General features: G+C 63.1%; 18 protein-coding genes. 9 read left to right on the top strand and 9 right to left on the bottom strand.

Annotated elements, in window-relative coordinates; translation table 11 throughout:
* Positions 1 to 105: 105 nt before the first annotated feature.
* From X738_RS52040 to X738_RS52025, 4 genes are all read right to left on the bottom strand, one after another.
* The gene (locus X738_RS52040) at positions 106 to 768 is read right to left on the bottom strand and encodes an aminotransferase class IV family protein (protein WP_031254538.1); all 663 of its coding nucleotides are present in this window, start codon (positions 766 to 768) and stop codon (positions 106 to 108) included.
* Entirely contained in the window at positions 717 to 1,862 is a 1,146-nt protein-coding gene (locus tag X738_RS52035; protein ID WP_023798054.1) for an aminodeoxychorismate synthase component I, read from the bottom strand. Before X738_RS52035 ends, X738_RS52040 begins: the two co-directional genes overlap by 52 nt.
* Positions 1,863 to 2,033: 171 nt before the next feature.
* A complete protein-coding gene (locus X738_RS52030; protein ID WP_023798053.1) occupies positions 2,034 to 2,825 on the bottom strand; it encodes an NADH dehydrogenase in 792 nt (263 codons plus the stop codon).
* Between the two features lie 353 nt (positions 2,826 to 3,178).
* A complete protein-coding gene (locus X738_RS52025) occupies positions 3,179 to 5,017 on the bottom strand; it encodes a M3 family oligoendopeptidase (RefSeq protein WP_023798052.1) in 1,839 nt (612 codons plus the stop codon).
* Between the two features lie 191 nt (positions 5,018 to 5,208).
* On the opposite strand from X738_RS52025, the gene X738_RS52020 reads away from it, so the two are divergent.
* Together X738_RS52020 and X738_RS52015 are read left to right on the top strand one after the other, a co-directional pair.
* A complete protein-coding gene (locus X738_RS52020; protein ID WP_023798051.1) occupies positions 5,209 to 6,732 on the top strand; it encodes a sigma-54-dependent transcriptional regulator in 1,524 nt (507 codons plus the stop codon).
* Between the two features lie 375 nt (positions 6,733 to 7,107).
* On the top strand, positions 7,108 to 8,994 hold the full coding sequence (locus tag X738_RS52015) for a DUF882 domain-containing protein (protein WP_023798050.1): 1,887 nt from the start codon (positions 7,108 to 7,110) through the stop codon (positions 8,992 to 8,994).
* Positions 8,995 to 9,145: 151 nt separating this feature from the next.
* Here X738_RS52015 and X738_RS52010 read toward each other — a convergent pair whose 3' ends face one another.
* A complete protein-coding gene (locus X738_RS52010; RefSeq protein WP_023798049.1) occupies positions 9,146 to 9,784 on the bottom strand; it encodes a 2-dehydro-3-deoxy-phosphogluconate aldolase in 639 nt (212 codons plus the stop codon).
* Positions 9,785 to 9,977: 193 nt separating this feature from the next.
* On the opposite strand from X738_RS52010, the gene trhO reads away from it, so the two are divergent.
* From trhO to X738_RS51995, 3 genes are all read left to right on the top strand, one after another.
* Positions 9,978 to 10,901 (top strand): oxygen-dependent tRNA uridine(34) hydroxylase TrhO, encoded by a 924-nt coding sequence (gene trhO / locus X738_RS52005; protein ID WP_023798048.1) that lies wholly within the window; start codon positions 9,978 to 9,980, stop codon positions 10,899 to 10,901.
* 244 nt (positions 10,902 to 11,145) lie between these two features.
* Positions 11,146 to 11,898 carry a tellurite resistance TerB family protein gene (locus tag X738_RS52000; RefSeq protein ID WP_023798047.1) on the top strand — a complete coding sequence of 251 codons (753 nt, stop codon included), beginning with the start codon at positions 11,146 to 11,148 and terminating at the stop codon, positions 11,896 to 11,898.
* A gap of 278 nt (positions 11,899 to 12,176) precedes the next feature.
* The gene (locus X738_RS51995; RefSeq protein WP_023798045.1) at positions 12,177 to 12,932 is read left to right on the top strand and encodes an SDR family oxidoreductase; all 756 of its coding nucleotides are present in this window, start codon (positions 12,177 to 12,179) and stop codon (positions 12,930 to 12,932) included.
* A gap of 191 nt (positions 12,933 to 13,123) precedes the next feature.
* Here X738_RS51995 and X738_RS51990 read toward each other — a convergent pair whose 3' ends face one another.
* Together X738_RS51990 and X738_RS51985 are read right to left on the bottom strand one after the other, a co-directional pair.
* On the bottom strand, positions 13,124 to 13,504 hold the full coding sequence (locus X738_RS51990; RefSeq protein WP_023798044.1) for a YciI family protein: 381 nt from the start codon (positions 13,502 to 13,504) through the stop codon (positions 13,124 to 13,126).
* A 34-nt stretch (positions 13,505 to 13,538) separates the two neighbouring features.
* Positions 13,539 to 14,723, bottom strand: coding sequence for a pyridoxal phosphate-dependent aminotransferase (locus X738_RS51985; RefSeq protein ID WP_023798043.1), 1,185 nt, complete (start codon positions 14,721 to 14,723; stop codon positions 13,539 to 13,541).
* 83 nt (positions 14,724 to 14,806) lie between these two features.
* On the opposite strand from X738_RS51985, the gene X738_RS51980 reads away from it, so the two are divergent.
* The 4 genes from X738_RS51980 to denD all read left to right on the top strand — a co-directional run bounded on the left by X738_RS51980 (position 14,807) and on the right by denD (position 17,835).
* The gene (locus X738_RS51980) at positions 14,807 to 15,493 is read left to right on the top strand and encodes a GNAT family N-acetyltransferase (RefSeq protein WP_023798042.1); all 687 of its coding nucleotides are present in this window, start codon (positions 14,807 to 14,809) and stop codon (positions 15,491 to 15,493) included.
* Positions 15,494 to 15,621: 128 nt separating this feature from the next.
* On the top strand, positions 15,622 to 16,587 hold the full coding sequence (locus tag X738_RS51975; RefSeq protein WP_023798041.1) for a cation diffusion facilitator family transporter: 966 nt from the start codon (positions 15,622 to 15,624) through the stop codon (positions 16,585 to 16,587).
* A 62-nt stretch (positions 16,588 to 16,649) separates the two neighbouring features.
* Complete coding sequence (locus tag X738_RS51970) at positions 16,650 to 16,856, top strand: hypothetical protein (RefSeq protein WP_027153224.1); 207 nt, start codon at positions 16,650 to 16,652, stop codon at positions 16,854 to 16,856.
* A gap of 1 nt (position 16,857) precedes the next feature.
* Positions 16,858 to 17,835 carry a D-erythronate dehydrogenase gene (denD, locus tag X738_RS51965; protein ID WP_023798039.1) on the top strand — a complete coding sequence of 326 codons (978 nt, stop codon included), beginning with the start codon at positions 16,858 to 16,860 and terminating at the stop codon, positions 17,833 to 17,835.
* A gap of 274 nt (positions 17,836 to 18,109) precedes the next feature.
* Here the strand turns inward: denD and X738_RS51960 are convergent, their stop codons facing one another.
* Both X738_RS51960 and X738_RS51955 read right to left on the bottom strand, forming a co-directional pair.
* Positions 18,110 to 19,219 carry a nickel/cobalt transporter gene (locus tag X738_RS51960; RefSeq protein ID WP_084833649.1) on the bottom strand — a complete coding sequence of 370 codons (1,110 nt, stop codon included), beginning with the start codon at positions 19,217 to 19,219 and terminating at the stop codon, positions 18,110 to 18,112.
* A gap of 58 nt (positions 19,220 to 19,277) precedes the next feature.
* On the bottom strand, positions 19,278 to 19,946 hold the full coding sequence (locus X738_RS51955) for a DUF1007 family protein (RefSeq protein WP_023798037.1): 669 nt from the start codon (positions 19,944 to 19,946) through the stop codon (positions 19,278 to 19,280).
* Between the last annotated feature and the right edge of the window lie 43 nt (positions 19,947 to 19,989).

The raw sequence follows: 19,989 nt of genomic DNA, 5'->3' as shown, positions 1-19,989 counted from the left end.
CCTCCCAAGCGGCTGCCGCGCGTCCTGCCCATTCCTTCTCGGGCCGGACGCATCTTCTCCAACTCGCAAGGGAAACCATGGTTGAGACACAGCAATGGGTGAATTTCAGCCAAGCCGTGCCGGGATCAGTTCGCGCAGTGAATTGCCGACGAACAGCGCTTTGGCCGACTTCAGATCATCCAGGCTGTAGATTGCTTCGCGGGCGCGGCCTTCGTCCAGCAATTCGCCGCGCAACACACCAGGCAGCAAGCCGCAATCGAGCCGCGGTGTTGCCAGCGCGCCGTCGCCGAAATCGGCAAACAGATTGGTGATCGTGCCCTCACAGAGTTCGCCGCGCTCGTTGGCCAAGAGAACCTCGTCGGCCCGGCTGATCAGATATTCGGCGCGCGCCCGCTGATAGATGTCCCGGCGGCTCGTCTTGTGGCGCAGCAGCGTGTCGCTTGAATCAAGCCGCACCCGCGCCAGTTGCAGCCTCCAGACCTTGTCGGCTGCGTGCGGCTCATAAGGCAGCGCCGAGACCGTCACCTTGCCGCTGCGCGACAGGACCAGGCGTGTACGCAAGACTATGTCCGGCCGGTCGACGGCGTTCTTGAGCATCTCGCCGACCTTCTGCGGATCGCAGGCAAAACCCAGTTCTGCCGCCGAGCCATAAAGGCGTGCCAAATGGCGGTCGAAACGGAGGAAGCCCTGGCCCGGCTGCCAGCGCATGGTTTCGATCAGCTCGAAATCGGCGGTGTTCCCGTCGCGTAGCGCGCTTTCAGCAGGCACTCCTGATACTCCTCCTCGGCCGTCGAATCGAAGACGACGCCGCCGCCGACATTGTAGACGGCCTCGCCGCTGGAAAAGAGCGATATGGTGCGGATCGCCACCGAAAAGCGCATCGTGCCGCCGGGCGCGATCCAGCCGATGGCGCCGCAATAGACGTCGCGCGGCGTGGCTTCCAGATCGTGCAGGATTTCCATGGCGCGGATTTTCGGGGCGCCGGTGATCGATCCGCATGGAAACAGCGCAGCGAATATCCGGCGGATGGTGAGGTCGGGCAACAGCTTGGCCCGCACGCGGCTCACCATCTGGTGGACGGTCGGGTAGCTCTCGATGCGAAAAAGCTCCGGCACCTCCAGCGTGCCGACTTCGCTGATCAGCGAAATGTCGTTGCGCAGGAGATCGACGATCATCCGGTTCTCAGCCTGGTTCTTCTCGTCATTGAGCAAGAACGCCTTCAGCCGCTTGTCCTCCGCCTTGGTCGCGCCGCGCGGGGCGGTGCCCTTCATCGGATGCGTCTCGATCATGCCTGCGGCGTCGATCTCGAAGAACAGTTCCGGCGAACGCGACAAGACGACCGGATCGCCGAGTGCGATCAGCGCGCCGTATTTCACCGGCTGGCGCTCCGTCAGCGCATCGAAGGCGGCCAGCGGATCGCCCGACCAGTGCGCATGAACCGGAAAGGTCAAATTGCCCTGATAGCAATCACCTTTGCGAATGTGATTGTGGAGCCGCGCAAAGCGTTTTGCATAGTCTTCCGAAGTCCAGGCGGCCCTCGCATTGAAGATCGGGCCGTTGGTCGACGGCGCGTCGCCGGGCGCGACCGGCTGTTCGACAGGCGCGTCGAAGATCCCCAGGCAGACAAGCGGGGCGCGGCGTCCTCCCGGCAGCAGCGGAACGAGCTTCGGCTCGAGCAGGTAGCCGGCCTCGTAGGAGAAATAGCCGGCCAGCCATTTGCCGGCGTCATGCGCGGCCTGCGCAATGTCCAGCGCCGGCAGGAAATCCTCTGCCTCATGCGCCACGATGATGTCGGCCGGCTGGTCGAAGACGAGCTGATGAGCGCGCTCGTCATTTCGAAAAATTGCAGAGGGCAGGGGCATGGGACTCGGATGCTGCGATCGATGACGCCAGCTATCGCTCTATATGGCGGCTCGATCGCGCGCAATCGAGAGACCGGCGTCTCAAGACGCAAACGCAGCTAGTGCAAAAGCAAACCGGCGGCACCTCGCGGGCGTCGCCGGTCCCTTATGTGCTCGATGCCGGCAGGCAATTCAGGTGTTGCTCCCGATCCCCGCGTTCGGGAAGCGGCGCGCGAATTCCTCCTCATCGCCGGCGGCAAGCAGTTTCGCCTGCTCGATCCAGCGCTCACGCTCGATGCGGCCGTCGAAGTTCAACGTCTCCTCGATCCGCTTGACGTCGGCGGCCGTCCAGGCGGCGATTTGCGCGTAGGTCGTCACTCCGAGCCCGTGGAGCAATCGCTCGTTGGCCGGACCGATGCCGATCAGGCGGCGCAGATTGCTGGCTTTGCCCACCGCCGCCTTTGTTGTCGCGGCTTTCTTTGCCGCTGGCGCAGCGCTCTTTGGTGCAGCACTGGTTTTCGATGCGGGAGGTTTTGGCGCACTTGCCTGCGACGGACTCGCTTTCGATGCACTGGCCTTCGGCGCGGCTGCCGCCTTCCCGGCCGCCGGTTTCTTGGACGTGGTCTTTGCCGGCCCGGTCTTGGCCGGCGTCGTCTTAGCGGGCGTCGTGTTGGCGGGCGTCGTGTTGGCCGGCGCGGATGTCGCCATCAATGCCGGCGGTGCCGGGATTGCTGCCTTTGTCGCACCGGCCTTGGTGCCTTGCGCCTCGCCCAACTGCCGCTCCAGGTCGCCGCGGGCGCCGCGGCATACTTCCAGCTCACGGGTCAGGCGGTCGGCGTCGGCGCGCAGCCTGTCGCGCTCGCTGCGGGTGCGGTCCATGTCACCGCGCAGGCTGTCGAGATCGCCACGCGGGCGTCCCCAGATGAACCAGCCAGCCAACACACCTACCAGGAACGCCAGGAGCATGTAGAAAAAAGTGCCCATTGTCTCTCTCCAGTCCGATCCATCTGCCGTGGCCTGGGACCTTGGCACAAGGACCATTCAATGGTGGCTCCGCTGCTCGTGGAACAGCCGGCTTAAATCGCGCTGTCGGCGACCGGCTTTCCTGCCATGGCCAACGGCGCTGTCGCAATCGTCGAAGCGCCGTGACCGGCCGAAGATTTGGCCGCGCCCGACTGAGCTTGAGGCGGGACGCTATCATACAGCTTCCGGAAAGCTAACGGAAAAATTCCATGGAGAGTTATTTAAGAACAGATATTTAGGGAAAGAATAGAATGGCCTTCAATATGCATTGCGGCTAATCTGTTCTGTCGAACCTGGCTGTTCAGCGCTGTGCGTCAATTGTCCAAAGCTTCGAGCTCGTCGATCAGCCCGCCGATCACGCCAAGGCCGATCTGCCAGAAAGCAGGATCGGTGGCATCAAGACCGAAGGGAGCCAGGAGCTCGGAATGATGCTTGGTGCCGCCGGCGCGCAGCATGGCAAAATATTTGTCCTGAAAGCCACGCTCTGCATTCTGATAGACCGCATAGAGCGAATTCACCAGGCAGTCGCCGAACGCATAGGCGTAGACGTAGAAAGGCGAATGGATGAAGTGTGGAATATAGCTCCAGAAGACCTCGTAACCCTCGCGCAGCTTGATCGCCGGCCCGAGGCTTTCCGCCTGCACCTCCAGCCAGAACTGGCCGAGCCTGTCCGATGTCAACTCGCCGTTTTTGCGCTCGGCATGCACCTTGCGCTCGAACTCGTAGAAAGCGATCTGGCGCACGACCGTGTTGATCATGTCCTCGACCTTCTGGGCAAGCATGGCCTTGCGCTCGCGCTTGTCGGTGGTCTGGTCCAGCAGCGAGCGGAAGGTCAGCATCTCGCCGAAGACGGACGCCGTCTCGGCCAGTGTCAGCGGCGTCGAGGCCATCAGCGCGCCCTGGCTTGCGGCGAGCACCTGATGCACGCCGTGGCCAAGCTCATGCGCCAGCGTCATCACGTCGCGCGGCTTGCCCATGTAGTTGAGCAGGACATAGGGATGCGCCGACGGCACTGTCGGATGCGCGAAGGCGCCCGGCGACTTGCCAGGCCTTACCGGCGCGTCGATCCAGTTGCGGTCGAAGAAAACCCGGGCAATCTCCGCCATGTCAGGTGAAAAGCGCTGATAGGCGGAAAGCACCGTGTTCTTGGCCTCGTCCCAGCCGATGATCGCGTGCGGGGTTTCCGGCAACGGCGCGTTGCGGTCCCAGTGGTTCATCACTTCCATGCCGAGCCAGCGCGCCTTCATCGCGTAGTAGCGGTGTGACAGGCGCGGGTAAGCGTCACGAACGGCTGAGGCCAGCGCATCCACCACGCTGCGCTCGACGCGATTGGCGAGATGACGCGAATCGGCGATGTCGGCGAAGCCGCGCCAGCGGTCGGAAATCTCCTTGTCCTTGGCCAGCGTGTTGGTGATCAGCGTGAACGTGCGCAGATTCTTGCGGAAGGTTGCGGCCAGCGCTTCAGAAGCCCGGCGGCGCACCTCGCCATCGGCGTGTTGGAGGCAGTTCAGCGCCGGCTCCAGGGTCAGCTCTTCGCCATCGATGTCGAAGCGCAGATCGGTCATCGTCTCGTCGAACAAGCGGTTCCAGGCGCCGCGTCCGGTAATCGACTTCTCGTGGAGAAGCTGCTCGACCCGATCTTCGAGCTGGTAGGGTTTGTCCATGCGCAGATCAAGCACCCACGGCCGGTAGTGAGCGAAGGCAGGATCGGCAGCAAGCGCGGTTTCGATCGCGGCATCGTCGACAAGATTCAGTTCGAGCGCGAAAAACAGAAGATGCGCGCTGGCGTCGGTCATCTTCTCCTGAATGTCGCCATAGAGCTTGGCGCGCTGCGGATCCGCGGTGTTGCCGGCGTAGATCAGTCCCGCATAGGAGACGATCCGGCCAATCAGTTCCTCCAGCGCCTCATAGGCGGCAAGCGCCTCGCCCAGCCTGCCGCTGTCGGCACGCTCCGCCTCGGCGGCGAGCGTGCCTTTCCAGCGGCTCTCGAAGCTGATGGCATCGGCGAGCGCCTTGGCGATGTCGCGTTTCAGCTCGGGGGCGCCCATGCCCGAATAGAGATCGGCGAGATCCCATTCCGGCAGATCACCGAGCTCCGCCGCGCCCTGACCGGACGCCACCGCCGCAAGCTGCCGACTAAAAACCTTGCTCATTGCCGACACTTTCCAGTTTGTCAAAGGGCCAAAGAATCAAGGGGATGAGAAAGCCGGTCAAATCCTAAGCAATTCGTTCACCGGGTTTTTTGAAATCTTATTTAGAACCCTGTGCCAGGATGATCCATAGGGTTCCCCATTGGGTGGGCACAGTGGGGTGGGCATATTGGGCGAGCATCGTTGAACCAGTCATGACAGGTTCCATACTCATAGTCGATGACGATCCCGTGCAGCGCAGGCTGCTCGAGGCGGCGGTGACGAAATTCGGCCATAGCGCGATCATCACGGATGGCGGCGAGGCCGGTCTCGACGCGCTCGACGGGCCCAAGGCGCGCGACGTGTCGGTGGTCATCCTCGACCTCGTCATGCCGGGCCTTGACGGCATCGGCGTGCTGAAGGCGATGCGTGAGCGCGGCATCCAGGTTCCGGTCATCGTGCAAACCGCCCAGGGTGGCATCGAAACCGTCGTTTCGGCCATGCGTCACGGTGCTTTCGATTTCGTCGTCAAGCCGGCATCTCCCGACAGGCTGCAGGCATCGATCGGCAACGCGCTCAAAGTCGAGGCGGTCGAGGGGGAAGTGAAGCGCACGTCGCGGCGGCGCGGCGGCCACCTGACCTTCAAGGACATGATCACGCACAGCCCGGCGATGGACCGGGTGATCCGTCTCGGCCAGAAGGCGGCCGCGTCAAACATCCCGATCCTTATCGAGGGCGAATCCGGTGTCGGCAAGGAGTTGGTGGCGCGCGCCATCCAGGGCAGTGGCGATCGCCGCTCAAAACCGTTCGTCACCGTCAATTGCGGCGCCATCCCCGACAATCTGGTCGAATCGATCCTGTTCGGCCACGAGAAGGGCTCGTTCACCGGCGCCACCGAAAAACACACCGGCAAGTTCGTCGAGGCGCATTCGGGCACGCTCTTCCTCGACGAGATCGGCGACCTGCCGCTCGACGTGCAGGTCAAGCTGCTGCGCGCCGTGCAGGACGGTGAGGTCGATCCGGTCGGCGGGCGTTCGACCGTCAGGGTCGACATCAGGCTGATCTCGGCGACACACCGCAATCTTCTGCAGCAGGTCAAGGACGGCAAGTTCCGCGAGGATCTGTTCTACCGCCTGAACGTCTATCCAATCTTCGTGCCGCCGCTGCGCGACCGTCGCGACGACATTCCGTATTTGGTCGAGCATTTTCTGGACAAGGTCGCGCCCACTGGTCCACGTCATCGCCTGCACGGCATTTCGGCCGCGGCGCTCGCCATGCTGCAGGCCTACGACTGGCCGGGAAATATCCGCCAGCTGGAAAACGCCGTCTTCCGGGCCTCGGTGCTTTGTGAAGGCGATCTGCTGACGGAAGAGGAGTTTCCGCAGATTCGGGCGCAGGTCGAGGGCACCGTCAACCTCGATGCGCATGGCGCGTTGCCCGCGTTGCCTTTGGTCACCGAGCCGCTTGGCGAGGATAACGGCATCGCTGTAGCCGAGCTCGATCCGCCGGCCAGGCCGCAGCCTCGCTTCGGCACGCTGCGGGCGCTGGACGAACGCGGCAATGTGCGGGCGCTGGCCGATGTCGAACTCGAAATGATCAAGCTCGCCATCGACTATTATAACGGCCAGATGAGCGAAGTTGCCCGCCGTCTCGGCATCGGCCGCTCGACGCTCTACAGGAAGCTCAAGGAATATGGCATCGATCCGGAAACGGGCCGTATCGACCGGCTTGCTTCCTGACAGGCAAGCCCGGACCAGCTTGCCAACCTGGCATCAGGACAATCGACAGTCGCGATCGGGCGTGACGCGGTCGGGCGACGCGCTTGCCGGCAGTATTCACGCATTGAGGCGTCTGGTAACAGATCGTGTTCAGGCAAAGCCAGAAACATGATCTAAACCAGCAGTTTACCAAGAAACCCCGTGCAATATTTTTGACGGGATATCGCCACGGTGTTACCGCATTTCGGCTTCAATAAGCGATGATTAACCATTAGGATCGATATTCGGATGTGAACACCACCGCATCCGTTGGTCAAATCCGGGGACAAACGGCAGCCTGCAAGGCCTTTTGATTTGAACAAAGTCGAACGACACACAAACGGGCGGCACTATCACATGAGCGCCTGGCCGAGATGGCTGGCAGCGGTGATTCTCGCCTTTGGCTTCCTTACAGCGGCTGCGACCGGCGCCAGCGCCCAGACACGTTCGCTGAAACTCTACAACCTGCACACCAAAGAGAAGGCGGAGATCGTCTTCAAGCGCGGCGGCCGCTACGATCAGGCGGGTCTGAAAAAGATCAACGTCATCCTGCGCGACTGGCGCCGCAACGAGCCGACCAAGATGGATCCGCGCCTGCTCGACCTGGTCTGGGAGGCTTACCGGCAGAGCGGCGCCCGCGACTATATCCAGGTCGTGTGCGGTTATCGCTCGTCGTCGACGAACTCGATGCTGCGCAGCCGCAGCAGGGGCGTTGCCAAGAAAAGCCAGCATACGCTCGGCAAGGCCATGGACTTCTACATTCCCGGCGTGCCGCTGAAGAAACTGCGCGACATCGGTCTGCGGATGCAGGGTGGCGGCGTCGGTTATTATCCGAGGTCCGGCTCGCCCTTTGTCCACATGGATGTCGGCAATGTGCGGCACTGGCCTGGCATCAGCCGCCAGGAACTGGCGCGCGTGTTCCCCAACGGCAAGACGCTGCATGTGCCGAGCGACGGCAAGCCGTTGCCCGGCTATTCACAGGCGCTCGCCTCGTACAAGGCGCGCAAGGGCGCCGGCGCTCCCGCCATCGAAATGGCCAGCGCAGGTGGCGGCGCCAAAAGATCCGGCGGTCTGCTGGCGGCTTTCTTCGGCGGCGGTGAAGACGAGACCGATGACAGCGCCGATGTGGTGGCCGCGCCAACGCCGAAGTCAACCAATGTGAAGGCGGCGAGCGTGAAGCTGGCGAATGCCAAGCCGGCACCGGCCGCCAGGAACAGCAAGCTTCCGGGCATTGCCATCGTGTCGCCTGAGGATGCGAAGCGCGCCGAGATTCCGCCAATCGCCGATGCGCCTGCTCCGGAACCGGAGGAGGACACGCCGGAAACGATCATCGCGGCGCTGCCGGCGCGCAGCGTGCCGCTGCCCGATTTCGCCCCGCGGCCGAAGGCCGATGTCGCTCAGCCGCCCGAAAACGTTCCGTTCGGCGTGGCGGATGCCACCGCCACCACCGAACAGGCGGTGACGACCGCGCAAGCGCCGGCGAACGCTCCCTTCGGCATGGCCGAGCCGTCCGTTGTCGCCGATGCGGCGCAGGTTGCCGCCAACAACATTCCGTTGCCGACTTGGCGCCCCAATCACTCGTTGCCGGCCGACCTTGCAGCGGCCGACCTTGCGCCGCAGGACAAGGCTGTGCTTCTGGCGCTGGCGGATACCGCCGGGCACGGCAAGACCGCTACCGATGTGTTCTCGGTGCTGCCGTCGGCTCGGCCCGATCTGGCCCAGCCCGAATTGGCCCAGCCTGACCAGGTCCAGTCTGCCGCAGTCCAGTCTGACGCGGTCAAAGCCGTCCTCGAACGGGTCAGCGCAACCGACGAATACCAGGTCGCTTCGCTCTCCCAGCCAAGCGCGGTCCTCGGTGAACTGGCGAAGGGCAATGCCGCATCGCCGCGCGAGGCTGTCTTTGCCCGCCCAGCTGGCTCCGATCCGGCCGCGGCGATCGGCACGGGTGTGAAGACCACCCGCAAGGCAGCCAGGGCAACCGCCCGTGACCTGAAGCCTGGTGCCAAGTCCGTGGTAGTCGCCGCCGAGCCGACGGCGGCGCGCTGGGCGTTGAACAGCGGCGAGAATGTCGCCACCGTCTCCAGCGCGACGACGGCGCAGCGCTTCGCCTACAATATCGTGCACACGCCGCCAACCGAAGTCTATACCGTGGGCTTCCAGGCGGACGATCAGTTGGCCGACGCCAACCGGTTCACCGGCAATGCCGTCAAGTTCCTGTCGGTCGCCCGCTTCAGGACCGAGTAGCGGATCGACCAACCAATAAAAAAGCCGCGCCGGCAACCGCGCGGCTTTTTTATGCATGTCGCTATCGCAAAACCGCTGCACGCCCTCGGGTCAGGCCCGAAGGCATGCTTTTGCGCGGCATGCATTGGTCTGCTTGGGGTGAGAGCTGTCTCTATCGCCCGAGCTTGCTCGCGGCGAGCGCCAGGGCTTCGATTTCGTCCCATTTGCCGGCCTTGACCAAATCGTCCGGCGCCACCCAGGAGCCGCCAACGCAGATGACGTTGGGCAGGCTCAGATAGTCGCTGGCGTTCTTGTCGGTGATGCCGCCGGTCGGGCAGAATTGGACATCGGCGAGCGGCGAGGCGAATGCCTTGAGCGAGGCGATGCCGCCCGACTGTTCTGCCGGGAAGAATTTCAGGAAGCGCAGGCCTGCCTCGCGGGCGGCCATGATCTCACCGGGCGTGATGGCGCCGGGCAGTAACGGAACGTCGCTGTCCTTCGCCACCGCCAGAAGCTCGCGGGTGATGCCGGGGCTGACGATGAACTTCGATCCGGCTGCCGCCGCCTCGTCGAACTGGCGGGCGTCCAGAATGGTGCCGGCGCCGACGATGGCGTCCTCGATCTCGCTTGTCACGAGCCGGATCGCCTCCAGCGCATCAGCGGTCCGCAACGTGATCTCGATCGCCGGCAGGCCGCCGCGCGCCAGCGCGCGCGCCAGCGGCACGGCATCGGCGAGATTGGCGATCTTGAGCACCGGGATAACCGGTTGGCCGTTGAGGAGCGACAGGAGCTTTTCGGTCTTGCTGGGCATTTGTCGTCTCTCCGGTATTGATCCGTTCAATCGGTTAGCAGAAGGCCGGTTTTCTGTCCACGAAGCGAGGCGTGTCGCGATGTCACGCGCTGCCGGCAAGTCCGTCAGACCGGCCGTCAAAGGCCACCAAAGGAGAAGCTGCTCCGCGCGGCGGCCTTGAATCGGCTTTCATGAGCGTTTAGTGGCTTCGGCGATGACACTGCCCAATCAACCCCTGCGCGTTGCCGCGCTCTACAGGTTTGCCCGGCTCGACGACTTTGAGGCGTTGCGCGCGCCGCTCGCCGCCTTTTGCTGCGGACGTGGTATCAAGGGCACGCTGCTGCTGGCGCATGAGGGCATCAACGGCACGGTCGCCGGCAGCGAAGCTGACATTGCCGCGCTCATCGATCATCTCGAATCCATCGAAGGTCTCGCCGGTCTCGAGGTCAAGTACAGCAGCGCCGCGCAGATGCCGTTTCACCGCATGAAGGTGCGGCTGAAGCGCGAGATCGTCACCATGGGTGTTGGGGATCTCGATCCGGCGGCAAGCGCCGGCACCTACGTCGCACCGGCCGACTGGAACGCGCTGATATCGGATGTGGACACGATCGTCATCGACACGCGCAACGCATTCGAGGTATCGATCGGCACGTTCAAGGGAGCGGTCGACCCCGCGACAACGAGCTTTCGCGAATTCCCGACGTGGGTCGAGCAGCATCGAGCCGAACTCGTCGGCCGCAAGGTGGCCATGTTCTGCACCGGCGGCATACGCTGCGAGAAGGCAACGGCCTATGTGAAGTCGCTCGGCTTCGAGGATGTGTTCCATCTCAAGGGCGGTATCCTGAAATATCTCGAAGAGGTGCCCGCCGAGCAAAGCCTCTGGCAGGGCGAGTGCTTCGTCTTCGACGAACGCGTCTCGGTGTCGCACGGCTTGGTCGAGGGTGAGGCCGAACTTTGCCGCGCCTGCCGGCATCCGCTGACCGGGCAGGACCTGGTGTCGTCGAAATACGCCGCCGGCATCTCATGCCCGCATTGCTACGATGCCCGTTCCGACGAGGATCGCGCCCGCTACGCCGAGCGTCAACGCCAAGTCGAGCTGGCGCAAGCGCAAGGCAGGGCTCCGCACATTGGACGTTAAAGCGACATGCGTCGGCTTGGACGCACAAAGTGCGCTCTAACACTTTGAATCAAAATCGTGCTTTCCGAAAATCGATTCCGATTTTCGGCCAACGCATTGGACAAGGCAGATCCTGACATCATCTCGTTTGTGCCGTCGCCGGCAAAGCGCCCATCCGTCATTGTAATGTCCATATGCGGGGCCTACCTGTTCAACGTCCGAAAACCTGCCCGGCGCTTTCGGCCGGCCAATTCTGGAGGCACTGATGTTCGATCCCAAGAAGCTCCTCAACGATCTGCTCGGCTCGCAAATTCCCGGAACCGGATCGACCGTGCGCGACAAAGGGGGCCAGGCGGTGCAAATGGCCAAGGACAATCCGCTGGCCGCTGGCGCGCTGGCCGCGGTGCTGCTCGGAACCGGCGCTGGCCGTCAGGTCGCCGGCACGGCGGTGAAGCTCGGCGGCCTGGCCGTCGTCGGCGGCCTCGCCTACAAGGCCTACCAGAACTACAAGAACGGCAAGGCGCCGGCTGAAACGCAAGTTGCCGGTGAACCGGAATTGCTGCCGCCGCCCGCCGACACCAGCTTTCATCCCTCGCAGGCGCCGCAAGGCGAGGACGAATTCACGCTGACGCTGGTGCGCGCGATGATTTCGGCGGCGAAGGCCGACGGCCATATCGACGACGACGAACGGCAAAAGATCGCCGGCAAGCTCAGTCTCGCGGGCATCGACTCCGACGCGGAGAAATTCCTGTTGTCGGAACTGGAAAGGCCGCTCGACCTGGATACGCTGGTCGCCGGCGCCCAAACCGACGCCCAGAAGCTCGAGCTCTACACCGCCTCGCGCCTCGCCATCGATCCGAATACACGTGCCGAACGCGGCTATCTCGATCTGCTCGCCGGCCGCCTCAGCTTGCCGGATGCCCTGCTCGACCATGTCGAGGCGACGGTGTCGGCGGCGAAAGTGCCGGCGCCAGAGGTGCCGGGATCGGGCAAGGCAACCGCCAATTCGCGCTGGTAGGCTTCAGGGCCGCGGAGAGCGGCAATCCGGCGTGCTTTCGCGTTAATGTCTCGTTTACCCAGGAAGCGCATGATTTTAAGCAGTCGGATCGGCTTTCCTCCTCCCAGCCGGTTCAGATCAGGGCGGCCGCCAATGGCCGCCCTTTTTGTCGCAGCCGGTTAGCGCATGAGCCGAAATCGGAATCGATTTTTGGAAGCGATCATGCGCAAATTCAAAATTGCTCAAAATCATGGTGCTATAGCGTCCTTGCGGGCATGCGGCGCTATAGGAGGACAGTTATGACAGACTACAAAACAGCCATCGTCACTGGCGCCGGCACGGGCATCGGCAAGAGCGTCGCCACGGCGCTGCTCAGGGCCGGCTGGAATACGGTGTTCTGCGGACGCCGCAAGCCGGTGCTGGACAAGGCAATCGCTGATGCCGGATCGACACAAGCCAAGGCGCTGGCGGTCGCCTGCGACATCAGCAAGGCCGACCAGGTCGACGATCTGTTCGAGACGGTGGCGGCGGCTTTCGGTCGTGTCGACCTGCTCTTCAACAATGCCGGCGCGGGCTACAAGTCGACATTGATCGACGAGATCCCGGTCGAGGTGTGGAACGAAATTGTCGGGGTCAATCTCACCGGCTCGTTCCTGTGCGCCCGCGCTGCCTTCGGCGCCATGCGCAGGCAGCAGCCGATGGGCGGTCGCATCATCAACAACGGCTCGGTGTCTGCCTACGCGCCGCGTCCGGGCTCAGTGCCCTATACCGCGACCAAGCACGCCATTACCGGGCTGACCAAGACGCTGGCGCTGGACGGCCGGCCTTATGACATCGCCTGCGGCCAGATCGACATCGGCAACGCCCTGACCGACATGGCGCAGGCGATGACGGTCGGAGTACCGCAAGCCAATGGTTCCATCGCCGCCGAAGCGGTGATGGATGTCCAGCAGGTCGCCAATGCCGTCGTCCATATGGCCAGCCTGCCGCTCGACGCCAATGTGCTGTTCATGACCGTGATGGCGACGAAGATGCCGTATGTCGGGCGAGGGTGAGCGGCCGGTTCGCGTAAGCGAATTCATCGTGCCACTGGCACGATGAAAGGCCGGCGAACGCCGGGGGACCCGGCCGGACGGCGTTCAATTTTGGCTAATGCATGTCGCGCAAAAGTGCGCAGCGGTTTTGCGATAACGACATGCATAAAACAAGAACTAAAGCGCGTCGCATCCTTCAAACGCGATGCGCTTTAGGACTGCGTCACCGAAAGCGGCACGCCCGGAAGATATAGCGAAATAGGGCGGATTTCGTAGACGGCCGTCGGATTGACACGGCGAAAGTCGCGCGCAATCGCGATCGCGGCATCGCGCGTGGCGCAGTCGACGACGTATAGTCCCAACAATTGCTCCTTGGTCTCGGCGAAGGGTCCGTCAATGACCATTCCGGCGCCCGGCCCGCGCAAGGTGCACGCGTCTTGGGTCGCCCCGAGCCGCGCCGCCGGGCCGAGGCTACCATCCCGGTAAAGCCGTTCGTGGATATTGAGCAGGTCGGCCATCAGCGCCGCGTCCTCCTCCGGCGTCAGCGCCGTGATCACTTCTTCCACGTGATAGGCAAGGATGGCATAGAACATCTGACATCTCCTTTCGTCGGTCGCGTACCCGCCCTCACTTGCCCAGAAACGCCTTGATTCGTTCCAGCGCGCGCAGGATGTTCTCTTCGGAATTGGCGTAGGACAGCCTGATATAGCCTTCACCGAGAACGCCGAAATCAGGTCCGCCGATCAGCGCCACGCCGGCATCCTCAAGCAAAGCCGAGGCGAGCTTCTTGGCCTTCCAACCAGTTTTTGAGACATTAGGGAAGGCATAGAAAGCGCCTTTCGGCGTGATGCAGGAAACGCCCGGCAAAGCGTTCAGCCCTTCGACCACGACCTTCCTGCGGCGGTCGAAGGCGCGCATCATCTTGTCGACGTCGTCCTGCGGACCGTCGATGGCCGCGATGCCGGCATACTGGCTCGGCGCATTGACACAGGACCAGCAATTGACCGCCAGCTTGCGCACCTTGTCGTAGAGGTGGGCGCCCTTGTCGCCGTTCGGCCAGATCGACCAGCCCATGCGCCAGCCGGTCATCGCCCAGGTCTTCGACCAGCCGTTGAGCACGATCAGTCGGTCGCGGATTTCGGGGAAATTGAGCAGCGAGAAGTGCGTCTCGCCGTCATAGGTCATCACGTCGTAGATCTCGTCGGAGAGGATGGCGACGTCCGGGTGCGCTTCCAGCCCCTTGACCAGCTTCTCGATCTCGGCGCGCGGGGTGACCCCGCCGGTCGGGTTGGCCGGCGAGTTGAGGATGAGCAGCCTGGTCTTCGGCGTGATCAGCGCCAGCGTCTCCTGCGCCGAGAAGGCAAAGCCGTTCTCCTCGCGCATCGGCACCGGTATCGGAGCAGCACCGGTGAACTCGATCATCGAGCGATAGATGGGAAAGCCGGGATCGGGATAGAGGATCTCGGCGCCCGGTTCGCCGAACATCAGGATAGCGGCGAACATGGTCGGCTTGCCGCCGGGCAGGATCATCACCGCCTCGGGCGACACCTCGACGCCGGTTGTGGTCAGCGTGCGGCGCACCACCGCCTCGCGTGTCGCCAGCAGGCCGTTGGCCGGCGTATAGCCGTGGTGGCCGTCACGCAGCGCCTTGATCGCGGCCTCGACGATGTGCTGCGGCGTCTTGAAGTCCGGCTGGCCGATGCCGAGATTGACGATATCGCGGCCCTGATGGGCGAGCGCGGTGGCACGAGCCAGCACCGCAAAGGCGTTTTCCTCGCCGAGACGATCGAAGGCCGAAATCGTGTGGAGCATTTTTCCCGTCCCTGTGGTTCTTTCACCGAGCGAGCGTTTTTGTGAGCGTCCTTTCGCAAAAGTCAAACGGATTGGAGCTTTGGGTGTCGGAAAATCTCAAGAATTGGCAACCGCGCCCGCGGCCGGAGCGCAAGGTGCTGGAGGGGCGCACTGTCAGGCTTGAGCCGCTGAGTTCCGAAAACCATGGCGACGGCCTGTTCGAGGCGTCGTCGGTGCCTGATGTCGACGGCCGCTTCGCTTGGCTGCCCGATTATCCGCCGCAGACCCGCGGCGCCTTCCAGCCGTGGCTGGACAAGGCCGAAGCCAGCGAGGACCCGCTGTTCTTCACCGTCATCGACAAGGCCAGCGGCAAGGTCGCCGGACGCCAGACGCTGATGCGCATCGACCCTGCCTATGGCGTGATCGAGATCGGCAACATCTATTGGGGTCCGCTGATCTCGCGCAAGCCGGCGGCGACGGAAGCGCAATTCCTGTTCATGAAATACATCTTCGACGAGCTTGGCTATCGCCGCTACGAATGGAAATGCAACAACCGCAACGAGCCGTCGAAGCGCGCGGCGGAGCGTTTCGGCTTCAAGTTCGAGGGCATTTTCCGCCAGCATCTTGTGGTCAAGGGCGAAAACCGCGATACCGCGTGGTACTCGATCATTGACAAGGAGTGGCCGGCACTGCGCAGAGCCTATGAGGCATGGCTCGATCCGGGCAATTTCGACGGCGACCGCCAGCAGAAGCGACGGCTCGAGGATTTCCGCGCCGAGTTCGGCGCCTGACCATGATCCAGGACCACGATCCCGAAAAGTGAAGGCCGAGTTTTCGGGCAAAGATCATGGTCAAACAAGAACACAGAGCCTCCCTCCCGATTCTGCTGGGATGGATCAGCTCTGACAGGAGTTCGCAGATGGCGCATGGTTCGCAAGGGCATGGTCACAGCCACGGCGCCGGTCATGTGCACGGCTCGACCGACAAGAAACGCGTGCTGATCGCGGCCTGCCTGACCGCCGGCTTCATGGTCGTGGAAGCGCTTGGCGGTCTCTTGACGGGATCGCTGGCGCTGCTGGCGGATGCCGGCCACATGCTTGCCGACAGTATCGCGCTCGGCCTTGCCTGGTATGCTTTTCATCTGGCCGGCCGGCCGGCCACGGTTCGCCTCACCTACGGTTTCGGCCGGGTCAAGACGCTGGTCGCCTATACCAACGGCATCGCCATCTTCGCCATTGCGCTGTGGATCATCTATGAGGCCTGGGAACGCCTGCTGACGCCTGCGCCCGTGCTCGGCGGGCCGATGCTGGTCGTTGCGATCGCCGGCCTGCTGGTCAATATCGGCTGCTTCTTCGTGCTGCATGGCGGCGACCGCGACAGCCTGAACATGCGCGGTGCCATCCTGCACGTGCTCGGCGATCTGCTTGGCTCGGCGGCGGCGATCATCGCTGCGCTGATCATCCTGGCGACCGGCTGGACGCCTATCGATCCGATCCTGTCCGTCCTTGTCTCGCTGCTGATCCTGTCCACCGCCTGGTCGCTGATGCGTGAAGCGGCCCATGTCCTGCTCGAAGGCGTGCCGGCGAGCCTCGATCGCGACCTGATCGCCAGAGACATAGAAGGGACGGTGAACGGCGTGCGCGAGGTGCATCACATGCATGTCTGGTCGCTTGACGGGTCAAGCAACATGGCGACCTTGCATGCTTGCCTCAACGATGGCGTCGATGCCCACAAAGCGGTCAGCGCCATCAAGAAGCGGCTTGCCGCGCATGGCATTGCCCACGCCACCGTAGAACCGGAATTCGGCCATTGCGCCGATGATAAGCATGATGGCGAGCACGACCATGCGCATGATGCGGCTCCGCATCATCGCCACCATCACTGATCCCAGGAGTTCCATGGCATGGTAACGAAGTTGACGAATCCCCGCCGTGTCCGGGCCGCGTGATGGATCGTGACACGCGCAATGCGGCGATCGGCGCACTGTGGGTGCTGCTGCTGTTCGGCATCGCCGCCTACTATTTGCCAACCGTGATGCTGGCGGTCGGCCGCGTGTCGACCATTCTTGCCGCTATTATTGCCGCTGTCTTCATGGTGGCCATTTTCGTCGTGTTTTGGTTGCGTGGCCGCAGCCAGCGCAAAAAGGATCATTGATATGCGTGTTTTGATTACCGGCGCGGCAGGCATGGTCGGCCGCAAGCTCATCGCCCGGCTGGCGAAGGATGGAACGCTCAGCGGCCGGAAGGTCGCCGCGCTCGACCTTCACGACATCGTGCCGCCGCAGGCGCCGACACTGGATGGCGTCGACGTCGCCATCCATACAGGCGATCTCGCCGCGGCGAGCGCGATGGAACGGCTGGTCGCGTCGCGCCCAGACGTGATCTTTCATCTCGCCGGCGTCGTGTCGGGCGAGGCGGAGGCCAATTTCGATCTCGGCTATCGCGTCAATCTCGACGGCACAAGGGCGCTGTTCGATGCCATAAGACTGGCGGGGTTTGCGCCGCGCGTCGTCTTCACGTCGTCGATCGCCGTGTTCGGCGCACCGTTTCCGGACATTATATCAGACGAATTCCACCCGACGCCGTTGACCTCCTACGGCACGCAGAAGCTGATGGGCGAAGCATTGCTCGCCGATTATACGCGGCGCGGCTTCTTCGATGGCATCGGCATCAGGCTGCCGACCATCTGCGTCAGGCCGGGCAAGCCCAACAAGGCGGCTTCAGGCTTTTTCTCCGGCATCATCCGCGAGCCGTTGAACGGCCGGGAAGCAATATTGCCGGTGCCGCGCTCTGTCGCACACACCCACGCCAGCCCGCGCTCGGCGGTGAATTTTCTGATCCACGCAGCAGCGATCGACGGCGACGCCGTCGGGCCGCGCCGCAATCTGACGATGCCCGGCGTCGCCGTCACGGTCGGCGAGCAGATCGAGGCCCTGGAACGGATGGCCGGCGCCAAGGCGGTGAAACTGATCCGCGAGGAGCCCGACGATACGATCTGGGCGATCGTCAAGGGCTGGCCGACACGGTTCGAGGCGCGGCGGTCGAGGGAGCTTGGCTTTGCCGCCGAAACCAGCTTCGACGACATCATCCGCGCGCATATCGAGGACGAGTTGGACGGGAAGATCGCGGGTTAGGTGTCGATATTCGGGCCAGCGGTAACACACAACGTGCCGATCTCGGCGCTGCCCCTCACCTGCCCGCCGGCATCCTCTCCCCGTAAACGGGGCGAGGGGCGCTCTCATCGACGGTTTTGCCAATCACCAGCGCTGCAAAAGTAGCGCCGGCGTTGCGATCAGCCCCTTCTCCCCGTCACTATACGGGGAGAAGTGCCCGGCAGGGCGATGAGGGGCGGCGCCAAGGGTCGACAATTCCTGGGTCAGTCTTGAGGCCGCGCGTCTGATCGAGGCGCTATCCACCAGCCGTCAGGCTCGCCGACAACAACAGCAACCCGAACAAAAAGACGAAGGCGGCGCCGCCGATCTCGACGATTGAATGGATGCGGTTGCCCATGCGGCCGTCGCCAGCGAAATACACCGCCCAGTTCTTGGCCGTCACCGCCAGCGTCGCCAGGATCGAGACGGTGATCGCGGTGCCGAGTGCCATCGCCAGCACCGACAGGATGCCGCCGAACCACAGCCCGTTGAGCATGGCAAAGCTCAGCACGATCAGCGCGCCCGAGCACGGCCGGATACCGACCGCGGCCACCGCAGACCAGGCAGTGCGCCAGTCGAAGCGGTCGCCGGAAAGCAGCGCCGGGTCGGGCGCGTGTGAATGTCCGCACGTCTCGCAGACATCGCCCGCCGCATGGTGATGGTGCCCGCCATGGTCATGGCGACGGTCGTGTGCGCCATGATCATGGCTATCATGGCTATCATGGCTATCATGGCTATCATGGTTATCGTGGCCGTCATGGCCATGTGCGTGAAGCGCATGCACCGAATGCGCATGTGCAGGATGGCCTGTTTGCGAATGGCCGGCATGGGCCGCCGAAAGGCTATAGGCAGGGTTCGCACCGAACAGACGAAGGATGGCAGGGCCGGCCTTGCGCCACAAAAGCCAGGCGCCGAACAGGGTGACAAAGACAAAACTCGTGACTTCGAGGAACCATGCCGCGTCGGTCATCGATATGGTGGTGCCGCGCAGGACGAAGTAGGCGAGCATCATCACCAGGATCGCCGTCACCGCCTGCAACAGGGCCGAGACGAAGGACAGCATGATGCCGCGCCTGAGCGCGACTTCGTTCGCGACCATGTAGGACGAGATCACCGCCTTACCGTGACCGGGGCCGGCGGCATGGAAAATACCGTAGGCGAAGGACAGGCCGATAAGCAGCCACAGCTTGCTGCCGTCCTCACGCATCGCCTTCATCGCACCGGCAAGCGCGCGGTAGAATTCCTGCTGACGCAGATTGATCCACATCAGGATTTGGGCGAACGGGCCGGTGGTGGGAGCCATCCCGTCATTGGTGCCGATGCCGAGCGAGCTCTGGGCGTGGGCTGAGCCGAGGACGTGCGTCATGACAAGGGCGGCGGCCAAAAGGCCAAAAGCCAAACGCAGGGACGGTTTCGTCACCGGATTATCCTTTTGGCTGACAGTTCAGTTCAAGCTTGGTCGCAAATATCTTGCTCATATCGGTGCCTGTCGGATCATTGAAGAAGGCGTCCGTCAGGTTCTTCTGGTTCGCGGCGATCGCCTCGTCGGGGTTCGGACGAACGACCTTGCTCGTGCATGTCGACGGCAAGTCGGCGACCTGCATATTGGCATCCTCGGTGAAATCGATCGCCGTGTAGAACGTCGGGTCATAGACGCCGATATCGATCTTGCCGGCCAGCCTGGTTGGCGCCTTGGGTTCGGATTCGAACAGGATAATGAGCTGGTCGTTGTCGAAATTCGCCATCAGCTGCGGCGGCGGGCTCATCGCCTCATCCTTGCCGTCGACGGTGACGAGCTGGAAGTAATTGAACTCCGCCAGCGAAGCATGGACGGTGTCGGCGACTTCCTTCAGCTCCTTGTCGTCGAGCTTCAGGTCGGAATTCTTGTCGAACTCCATCATCACCGTGCTCGAAAACAAATCGTCGAAGCGCCAGACATGACGCAAGGCCTTCACGCTTTGGTGATCCGGGCTGAGGATCACTTCGAGGCGAGCCTCGGCGAAGACGTGGGGATGCACGTCGGCTGGCCCGACCGTGGCAAAAGTCGCCGCCATGGCCGAAGCCATCATGATTGCTTGCCGCTTCAGGTTCATTCTGGGTGGTGATTCCATCGACTTCGGTGACTGTCGAGAGTTA

The organism is Mesorhizobium sp. L48C026A00, assembly GCF_000502375.1.
Taxonomy (GTDB): Bacteria; Pseudomonadota; Alphaproteobacteria; order Rhizobiales; family Rhizobiaceae; genus Mesorhizobium; species Mesorhizobium muleiense.
This window is presented reverse-complemented; position numbering and strand designations above follow the sequence as displayed.